The sequence below is a fragment of the Zarconia navalis LEGE 11467 genome (genome assembly GCF_015207075.1).
Taxonomy (GTDB): domain Bacteria; phylum Cyanobacteriota; class Cyanobacteriia; order Cyanobacteriales; family Geitlerinemataceae; genus Zarconia; species Zarconia navalis.
In genome coordinates this window covers 1-10,297 of sequence record NZ_JADEXN010000137.1, presented here as the reverse complement: position 1 = coordinate 10,297, position 10,297 = coordinate 1, and the positions used below count along the sequence as shown (strand labels likewise).

Here is a 10,297-nt window from a genome sequence, read left to right as displayed (position 1 = left end):
GCGATATGGGGGTGGACTATCGGAAACTGCGAGACTTACTCGCCGCGCAAAATTATAAAGAGGCAGACGGAGAAACTCGACACCTGATGGTCAGTATTATCCGCGTGATGGAGCGCGACTATGACAGTACTCAAACCTTCGAGCAGTTCCCTTGTACCGATCTGCGGACGATCGATCGACTCTGGGTACAATATAGCGAGGGGCGCTTCGGGTTTAGCATTCAAAAGCCGATTTACGATGAAGTCGGGCAAAGTTACGAAGCTCTCGGCGATCGTGTCGGTTGGCGACAAGAGGGTGAATGGTTGAACTATCACGAACTGACTTTCAATGGCACAGCACCTAGCGGACATTTGCCGCGCGTGTTGTGGGTGAAAGTCTTTGGCTATTGTGGGTGGGAACCATCGGTACTCGCTCGAAAACTCGCCAGTTGCAATTTTTAACTGGCATTTTTAACTGGCTTTGTGGGGATGATGACGAGAAAAAGTGAGATCGCTCGAAACGATTCCTGGAACGATCGAAGCGGATACCCATAGCGCTGCGCGAGCCGTTTATTCAGACGATCGAAGAAATTGGTTTTCCATTCCTCATTTCCCATTCCCTTACCAGGATTTTCGATCGTTCACATTAGACGTAAATTTTCCCATCTCCGCGTCCGGAGCGTCCCCGCGTCCCTCCATCTTCCCATTCCCCATCATTGATGTAACGAGATCGGCGCGCACTGCTATAAACACTGACAAAAAGCGATCGATTGTTAGAATCGATCGCCCTTAAGTTTTGAGTTGTATTCGGTATGGCTTTCTCACAACGACGAACTGATAAGAAGCCCGACGTTATAGTTTAGACATCAGAGTTTAGACATCAGAGTTTAGACATCGTACAAGACGTTAACCACCCCCGCATTAACGACCGCGGTGCCGCCACCGTTCGTAATATCATCTTCGGGAACCCCGACTGCAAGGTCACTGTAGCCATCGCCATTGAAGTCGCCGGAAGTCAAGCTACGTCCGAAGCTATCAAAGCTCTCTGCGGGTTCGTCGCTCATGTCCAGGGTATTCTGAGAAATCAGGCGATCGTTTTTGTTACTCAAGCGGCTGGTGGAACCATGCAGGATATTCACTGACCCGGCGTTGGAGATCGCGCCGATATCCTCGAAGGGAACCCCCACACCCAGGTCGTCGTAGCCATCATTGTCGAAGTCGCCGGAAGTCAAGCTGCGTCCGAAGTTATCGAAAGCATCGGCAACCCCTTCAATTCCAAAACTATCCTGATGCCAGAACTGGTCGCCTAGACTGCTCGGACCCGTTGTCGCGCCGTAAAGAACGTTGAGCGCACCGGCATTGGTGACGGTGCCGATATCCTCAAAAGGAACCCCCACACCCAGGTCGTCGTAGCCATCATTGTTGTAGTCTCCTGCCGTCAGGCTGTAACCGAACCAATCGGAGTTTTCGGCAACATCGAGGATGCTGAAGCTATTTTGATGCCAGAACTGGTCGTCGGTGGAACTGAGGCGACTGGTCGAACCTTTAATCACATTCACCGCACCGGCATTGGAAATCGTGCCGATATCCTCGAAGGGAACCCCCACACCCAGGTCGTCGTCGCCATCGTTGTCGAAGTCTCCTGCCGTCAAGCTGTAGCCGAAGTTATCGAAGGCTTCCGCTTGGTCTTCGATGCCGAATGAATCTTGCGTCCAAATCTGGTTACCCGTGGCATTGAGGCCGTGGGTGGTTCCGTTGCCGAGATTCGAGCCGTAGATGACGTTGACGGCTCCTGCATTGTCAATGACGTTCCAATTTTCGGTGGGCGCACCTACAGCAAGGTCGTCGTAGCCATCGTCATTGAAATCGCCAGAAGTAACGCTAAAACCGAAGCGATCGCCAACTTCCTCGGAAGATCCCGTCAAGAGGTTTTGATGCCAAAACTGGTCGTTGGTGGCACTCAAACCACTGGCCGTCCCGTAGAGAATATTTGCCGCACCGACATTGTTATTGCCGCTCAAGTCTTCTCCGGGAACCCCGATGGCGAGGTCGTCGTAGCCATCGTTATTGAAATCGCCGGAGGTGAGGCTTGCCCCAAAGCGATCGGAGGCCTCCGCGAAATCTAAAACTCCCGTGCTATTTTGATGCCAAATTTGGTCGTTGGTGGCACTCAAACCACTGGCCGTCCCATACAGGACATTCACCGCACCGGCATTGGTAATGACACCCGTTCCCGTTTCGATATCCTCGTCGGGAGAACCGACAGCTAAGTCAGCGTAGCCATCGTTGTTGAAGTCCCCCGCTGCCAAAACTTCACCGAAACTATCGGAGGATTCTGAAAGCCCGACAACACCGGGGGTATCCTGAGAGAAAACTTGGTCGTTAGCCGGTAAAAAGAGCGGAGGTAAAGTGAAATCCAGATCGGGAATGATGGGACCTGGAAGGGGAATGGGGGCTAGTTCGGGAACACTAATTTCTGGAACGAGGGGAGGCAAGGTTGAGATCGAAATCGGTTCTTCTGCCAAGGGAGCGATGGTATCGCCGGTGAGGGAATCGCTATTTTCGAGATCGGGTTTGAGTCCGACTCCGGGATCGGTTCCGAGGATAATATTATCGAGCGTCTCACCGGATTCGTTCGTTTTGTCGGTTTCTCCCAGACTGCCCGCATCACCGGGTAAGAGCATGGGTTCCTCGGGATCGATCGCCCCACCGGTTATTTGGGTTTCGGGGGTAGGGTCTTGTAGGGGATCGTTCTGACCCATTGGATCGAGTGCAGAACCGAGATTGAAAGAAGTTTCGTTCGATAGAAGTTCCATATTGAATGCAATAACAAATTTTGGACTGAGACTAACGAAGCATGAAGATCGAATTTGACTTTCCGTCTTCCTGCTTCTTACTCAATCCAAAATTTGTCCGATTATGCAAAACTTAAAAAATTAATCTTTGTCAAATATTGCATAATCAATTGAGCCGCCTACTTCTGCCCGAAGGTATTCAAGGCGGCGACGGAGGGTAGAAAAGATGCGGCCCGTTGTGCCGAAAACTCGGCGATCGCATCGATGGCAACGTTCCACAGGCGATCGGGTTGCACGTCATCTTTGACCAATTCCCACAATCGCTTCACTTCCTCCCCGTGGAGGCGATCGTCTTCTGTCAGGGCCAGCAGAAGTTGGCGGCGCAAGTACTGACCTTCTTCGGAGAAGAGATACTGGATGCCTAACCCGGCGGTGGGCAACAAATCGAAGTTATCGTCCGATTGGGCAATGGAAATTAAATTCTCCAATCGTTCCCACTGGAACTTGCCATCCTCGAACAATACTTCGAGCAGTCGGCGGCGCAACTCGGGGGATTCTCCCGTCAGCAACCGTCGGGCGATGTAAGGATAGCCGATATCGACGATTTTGAAGTCGGGATTGAGGCTGAGAGCGAGTCCTTCTTGAGTGACAACCGATCGAATAATCAGGGCGAATTTGGCGGGAACGCGGAAGGGATACTCGTACATCAACTCCGAAAAGCGATCGGTCACGGTTTTGAAGTTGAAGTCCCGCACGCTTTGTCCGATCATATCTCCGAGCACCTCCTCGAGGGCAGGGATGATGGGCGTGATATCGGTATCGGGAGTCAGGAATCCCAGCTTCACGAAGTCGGCAGCTAAATCCTGATAATCTCGATTAATCAGGTGAACCAGGGCATCGACTAAGTTTTCTTTCATCGACTCTTCGAGCTGATCCATCATCCCAAAGTCGATGTAGGCCATTTGCCCTTCGGCAGTGGCAAACAAATTCCCCGGATGGGGGTCAGCATGGAAAAAGCCGTGTTCGAGAAGTTGTTGCAACCCACTGGTCACGCCGACTTCGATGACGGAATTGGGATCGATACCCAGGGTTTCCCAGTCGAGGTTTCCCGTCAGCTTGTACCCTTGAATCCATTCAAGGGTTAATACCCGCATACTGGAATACCGCCAGTAGATAGCAGGGATTTTGACTTGGGGATTGTCGCTGAAATTGGCGGCAAATTTTTCGGCGTTGCGTCCTTCGTTGAGGTAGTCAACTTCTTCAAAGAGTTTGATCCCGAACTCATCGACGATGAGTTCTAAATCGTGACCTAAATTTAACGGCAGAAAGCGACCGAAGTTTTTCGCCCCCCAGCGAATAAGGTATAAGTCTAGGGTGATGGTGGGCTTGAGGTTAGGTCGCTGTACCTTGACGGCTACATCTTCCCCGGTGTGGAGGCGGGCGCGGTATACTTGAGCCAAACTGGCCGCAGCAATGGGAGCGGGAGAAATTTCGCAGTAGAGTTCGTCAAGCGATCGCCCCAACTCCTTCTCGATGGTGTATCGGGCTAAGTCGTTATCGAAGGGGGGCAGCCGGTCTTGCAGTTTTATCAACTCGTCGAGGAAATCCTGGCGAATTAAGTCCGGGCGGGTTGAGAGAGCCTGACCGACTTTAATAAATGTGGGACCTAGATGCGTGAGAACGTCCCGTAGTTGTTCGGCCCGCTTGGGTGCATTGCGTCCGGCGCGATCGAATAACTCGTCCCACACCCAACCCAATACGAAACTCGCCGCTACCCAAAAAACGGTCGCCGTTCTCCAGATCGCTTTCCAGGGGCGAGATCGATAGTAACGAGCGATGGCATCGGCATCGTAATATCTGAGTTGAGCGAAGAAGTTGGAATTCACGCTGACGTTTGCCTCTATCTATACTTAATGTTGATGAATGTAAAATCTTGACTATCGAGCCGTTTAGTGCGCTCTTCTTTTTTTATAGATATAGCCTACTAAGTTTCCAGGGGAGTATGACTTTCTCTTAATGAAAGTATACAAAAATACAGAAAGTCCGACCCAGTATTTTGGGAAGATTTTAGCTTTTCTTCATGTATCGAAACACTGTCTACTCGAAGAGATATAGCAGTCGCTATATCAGTTAGGACACAAGTGGCAGTAGGTAGGGGAAGTAGCGGTCGGATCCCGCGTCGGCGACAGAGGTCGAACCCCGCATGGCGCGCAAGACGCAAGGAAATGCCGACAAGCGCAAGGGAACGCCGACCGTTGGGAAGTAGGGGAGGAAAGAGAAAGATCGCGGGGTGATGACACAATTTTCCTAACTGACGCGCGCAGTCGCTGTAAGAGCGAGTTCGGATACATCGCGACCATCTATCGCGATGGCTCAATCTCTTCTCTAATTCTCACCTCAACGGTCATTGTCAGTATGCAACCGAATTCGAGATCGGGTGTCAGGATTCGATCGAACAACCCTGACACCTGACGAAATTGCCGAACTGGTCACCAATGGCACGATTGGCTCATCATGAATGGCTCACTGATACGGCTACTTGCTGCTGTTCCTCGAGGGTGAGTTCTGGAAACATGGGCAGGGAGAGGACTTCTTTGCAGATGCGTTCGATGATGGGAAGCTGACCGGGAGAGTAGCCTAAATTTTGGTAGACGGGTTGGAGGTGGAGGGGTACTGGATAGTAGAGACCCGTTCCAATCCCGTTTTTCGAGAGTCGATCGCGGAGTCGATCGCGATGTGGCACCCGAATTGTATACTGGTTCCAGACGCTGCGACCGCCAGGGTGTTCTTGGGGCAAAACGATATCGACATTCTCTGCGAGTAAGTCTCGATATCGGTCGGCAACTGCCCGTCGCCCGTCGTTCCACTTGTCGAGATAGGGCAGTTTCGCCAGTAGAATTGCAGCTTGGAGAGCATCCAGACGACTGTTGATGCCGATTTCTTCGTGGTAGTACCGGTGAGTCGCGCCGTGGTTTTTGAGGACGCGCATTTTCTCGGCGAGTTCCCCATCGTTTGTCGTCACCGCACCGCCATCGCCGAACGCGCCCAAATTCTTGGTGGGGAAAAAGCTGAAACAGCCGATGTCTCCGATACTACCGACTTGTCTGCTGTCCCAACTAGCTCCGGTTGCCTGAGCGCAATCCTCAATGACGGCGAGATTTCGAGATCGGGCAATTTCGGTCACCCGCGTCATATTCACCGGTTGACCGAAAAGGTGTACTGGCAGAATGGCTTTGGTGCGGGGGGTAATCGCGGCTTCGAGATGCTCGACGTTGAAGTTAAAAGTGTGGGCTTCGATATCCACGAAAACCGGGGTTGCGCCGACGGCACTGATGACCTCTGCCGTGGCAAAGAAGGTAAAGGGGGTGGTAATGACTTCATCGCCGGCACCAATACCGATCGCGCGCAGTGCCAGGAACAAGGCATCGGTACCGGAATTACAAGAGACGCACTCGCGCACACCCACGTAATCGGCAAACCGACGCTCGAAATCCGAAACGGGGGAACCACCGATATAGCGACCGGAAGACAGCACCGATTGCACCGCAGATTCGATCGCCATGCCAACAGACTGGTACTGCCGTGCCAAGTCAATGGGGGGAATATTCTTCACTCTACACACACCACAATTCTATAGACATAATCTACTTGACATCCTCCCCGCCGTAAACGAGCGCGGACACAAGTGACTGTGAGCGGCAGGGACGCGGGTTAATTACACAATTGCCCTAATAGTCCGCGCCTGCCTTGGTGGGTGCCATAACAGTTCGTTGGTGTGGCTGATTACGACTTCAAATCTAGCAAACCCGTTTCTTTGAGTTTGGGATTGAATCGCAACTGCATCTTCACCCCCCGTTGTTCCAACTCGGCGAGAATTTCCGCTTCAACCCGTCGCGAAATCTTCTTCAATAACTTTATTTTGGGGAGATCTTCCCCGGCGACTCGTGCTAAACTTTCTCGTTCTTCTGCACTCATCAACGGTTTAACATCGATCGGTTGCGTCCATTGGACAACATCTGCCCCATTACCCGATGGCGTGCTGCCATTTTCGGCAATCCAGGCGTTCTGAATATTTTCTAGAATCGTACGGTTGGGTCGATCGATGGTTTGACATTTAACCCAATGACACTGTTGCGGCTGACGAATCAAGTGTTGCTTGAGGCTCAGATAAATATCGCGGGAATAGCCGATAAATTGCAAAACTTTGTTGGCATCAAAAATCGCGTATACCCCGACTTTTCGCTGAAAGGGATCTTCAAGAATACAACCGGAATCGTCTAAATAAGGAACGTATTCTAAATCGGAAAGAGTGAGAATTTGAGTTTGAGTTGTCATTGCAATTTTTGAGTCGATCGATTTTAAAATTAGCGAACTTTTCGATAAATGGCGCAGAGGCGACTGGGTTTAAATATTTTTGACTCGAAAGTAAAGTTGGGCGGTACGTTGATAATAAGATAATCGTCAGAGGTCTGATATTTCTCGAATTCGGCAGGCATTCCTTTCGGGGTGGCACTGCTATAAGGAACCGGCTGAAATAACAGTTCGGTAAATTCAACCCGATCGCATCCAGCGCCCTGACTGACTTGCGCTAAAAAGCGATCGCCTATTAGCAATGAAAACAGAGTCTGTTTGGCCTCCGGCTCTAGGGTAAAGCTGCTGTCAAAGTTTTCGATAATTTTGAGTGGCATATCTGTAATACTTTCAAGAAAGACAATGACGCTTGACTAGAATGTAATTTTTTATGTAAAAAGCGACGATCTCAATTTTTGAACGGGGCACAACTGACATCGAATTGTTGTCAACCGGCTGAGCCACATCTGATTAATTCGTTGAGTCGATACTTTTTGAGAGATGCTTTGCACATCCTGTTTTCGAGCTTTACTCAAATTCAAGTTACCAGCTTACCTCAAACGATCGCTCTGTGCTTGTGTCATTTTGTGAAGAAGAATATCAATTTAAAAATGAAAGTTCGATCGGCTTGACAAAGTGGATATTGCTCGATGGCGATCGCTATTGAGACCTTAACGCGGTCTCGATCGAGAGTGACGTTCGATCGCTAAAGGTCGGATGTGATGTTCTAATACTGCCAAAATCCGATGGTTTATATCTTGTTATAGGCAAAAATAATGACGAAAAAACGACGATCAACCGGGAAATATCTCTTCCGAGTCGATCTCAAAAACATACTTGTAGTTGAATCGTATTGAATTGGGATGGCGAATAATAGCAAATCCAAAATTAGTTACATTTTGAGCTGCAAAAGTTGCCATAACTAATTCAATTAATTTTTTGGTCTTTATTTTAGGGACTTGAACGTAATAATCGCGCTTTGCAAAAAACTTTCCTTTATCTTTAGGAACGATGATTCCATTTAAACGATGAGCATCTCGAATTGGTTTAATATATGTTCGAATAAATTCTTCTTGATTCTTTTGTAAAATATAGAATTGCTCTTGCTGATACCAGCTCATTTTGAATAACATTTTCAACAATTCAAAACCCATCACGTAATTAAACGCATTATTACTTTCCTGGGTATTGCCAATTAAACGAACGGCAACTTCGAGGTATCGATCGGGTTGCTTGTGAACGTCTTGAGCGCAATGGATATAAAATTGACGAATATATCGGCGCAGTAGCGATTCTGTTAGTTTTGTGGGAATATAAAATCGTTTGAGATACCGACTGACCTTTTGTTGGGTATCGAAATCTTCAATTAATCGAGAAACTAATCCATCAGCCGTATACTCATCGAGGAATTCAGCTTGCTGCTCTGAAGTTGCGGCGCAGAGAATATGACAAATTGATAGAATATAACGCCGTTCGTTCCAGTGCAGTTTTTCGGCCCACTGACGAGTGGGTTTCGGTAATTTATCAAAAATACCGGCAGATTTTGAATTATCGAGAAAAGGGTTAGAGGGCCGCATACTAGACTATCGATCGATGGGGACAAATAAGAGAAGATAGGAGAGTGAACCTCAGATCGAAACCCGCCAGACATCTTCTAGCAGCATGGGAGCAGTTGATGATTTAAATTTCAATCGAATTGACAAATTTCGATGAATAAAAAAGTTTATTTTCGAGGGTGCTTCAAACTAACAAAAGTCGAACTGTAGAGAGAAATATTTCAGGATTTATCGTTAGATTTGAGAATAGACTCATTACTAAATCGATCGGATTAGGAGTTGCAGATTGAGGGTTAAGTGCCAACGACAAAAACGCGATGCCAAGACAAAAAGTGGCGCACTCTCCCCTTCGCTCCCATCATAACAACCTCGACCTCCGGGTTTGAGGCAGGGCAATCGCATCTAAATTCTAGAAGCCTTACTCAGAAAAGATTTAAAAACTGGTAAGTAAAAATACTTGTCTAATAAATCCCATATCCAGTCAGCATTTCAAAATAAGATACGTTTGCCCTGGGGTTTGAGGTGAGTCAGTAGCTCTGCGAACGCAGGATAATATACCTTGAAGGAATAACTCACGCGATCTTTCTTTTCGCCATCGCAGGCGCTTTGGCGGTCGTTGGATGCGCTTGACGAAATTTACAATTGACTAGCTGCCTTAACCTCAGTTCTCATAGGGGTTCACGAGTTTCCCACTGTTGCCCGATCGAGGCTTTTCAGGGTGCGGCGCGTCCTTAACAGGTCGGTCGCGACAACAAGAATTACGAATAAGTCACGGATAACTGATGGGGCGATGAAATTTTGGAAGCATAGCTTGATGTCCCGACTGGTGGGGCGTTTTTCGCTCCTGTCGATGGTTGCGGTTTTCGGCGTTGGGGCGATCGCATTTTGGCAAGCGAAATCCACCCTGGAAACTTTGGTGTTAGAGCATTTGGAAGTTTCGGCCACTCTCAAAGCTTCAGCTCTCGATCGCTGGGTGCGCCATCGGCGAGAGGAGACGATGGCTCTGGCGGCACTCCCAGAACTGCGCGATCGCACTGACATCTTACGAAGCGCAGATGAAGCCAGTGCCGAGTTTGTTGCCGCCCGCGCCGAAATCCAAAAAATCCTCCGTTCGGCTGTGGTCGGTCGTTCTGATTGGGTGCAGGTGGCCGTTCTCTCAGGGGGTGAGGGGAAAATTTGGGTTTCGACCGATCGCTCTCGTCAGGGAGAATATCGCGATCGAGAGCCGTATTTTATGGCTGGTCGTCAGGAGACGTTCGTGCAGAATCCGTACCTCTCCTGGGGGGCGAACGAACCGACGATGACGGGGGCGACCCCCCTGCGCAATTCTAAGGGAGAATCGATCGCCGTACTGGTCGTGGATCTCAACCTGGCAAAGATCGATGAGATCGTGGACGTTCGTACGGGGTTGGGTGACCGTAGCAAAGCTTATCTAATAGATCGATCGGGTCAAGTTGTCGGGGGTCGAGGGTTGGCCCAAAGCGACCCCTCCGAGAAATTGAAGACTCCCCAAATCGATGGGGTACTGGCTGGGGAAGATGGGAGCGGTTTCTATCTCAATGATGCCGGGATTCCTACCATCGGGGTATATCGATGGGTTGAAGCACCCGAATTAGCC

Annotated in this window: 8 protein-coding genes; 2 read left to right on the top strand and 6 right to left on the bottom strand. The window is 49.4% G+C overall.

Annotation, left to right across the window (positions count from 1 at the left end):
* On the top strand, positions 1-440 hold a 440-nt coding region (locus IQ235_RS09360; RefSeq protein ID WP_264321209.1), incomplete at its 5' end, for a GUN4 domain-containing protein.
* 425 nt (positions 441-865) lie between these two features.
* On the opposite strand, the gene IQ235_RS09355 is transcribed toward IQ235_RS09360, so the two are convergent.
* The 6 genes from IQ235_RS09355 to IQ235_RS09330 form a co-directional block, all read right to left on the bottom strand.
* Complete coding sequence (locus IQ235_RS09355) at positions 866-2,794, bottom strand: hypothetical protein (protein ID WP_264321208.1); 1,929 nt, start codon at positions 2,792-2,794, stop codon at positions 866-868.
* A gap of 158 nt (positions 2,795-2,952) precedes the next feature.
* Positions 2,953-4,659: an ABC1 kinase family protein gene (locus IQ235_RS09350; protein WP_264321207.1), complete on the bottom strand. Its 1,707-nt coding sequence runs from the start codon at positions 4,657-4,659 to the stop codon at positions 2,953-2,955.
* 626 nt (positions 4,660-5,285) lie between these two features.
* Positions 5,286-6,386, bottom strand: a complete 1,101-nt coding sequence (locus IQ235_RS09345; protein ID WP_264321206.1) for a DegT/DnrJ/EryC1/StrS family aminotransferase — start codon at positions 6,384-6,386, stop codon at positions 5,286-5,288.
* Between the two features lie 170 nt (positions 6,387-6,556).
* Complete coding sequence (locus tag IQ235_RS09340) at positions 6,557-7,108, bottom strand: GIY-YIG nuclease family protein (protein WP_264321205.1); 552 nt, start codon at positions 7,106-7,108, stop codon at positions 6,557-6,559.
* A 29-nt stretch (positions 7,109-7,137) separates the two neighbouring features.
* Positions 7,138-7,461 (bottom strand): hypothetical protein, encoded by a 324-nt coding sequence (locus tag IQ235_RS09335; RefSeq protein WP_264321204.1) that lies wholly within the window; start codon positions 7,459-7,461, stop codon positions 7,138-7,140.
* Between the two features lie 456 nt (positions 7,462-7,917).
* The gene (locus tag IQ235_RS09330; protein ID WP_264321203.1) at positions 7,918-8,700 is read right to left on the bottom strand and encodes a cobyrinic acid a,c-diamide synthase; all 783 of its coding nucleotides are present in this window, start codon (positions 8,698-8,700) and stop codon (positions 7,918-7,920) included.
* A 769-nt stretch (positions 8,701-9,469) separates the two neighbouring features.
* Between IQ235_RS09330 and IQ235_RS09325 the strand changes: the two genes are divergently transcribed.
* The coding region (locus IQ235_RS09325; protein WP_264321202.1) for a cache domain-containing protein at positions 9,470-10,297 on the top strand (828 nt) is incomplete at its 3' end.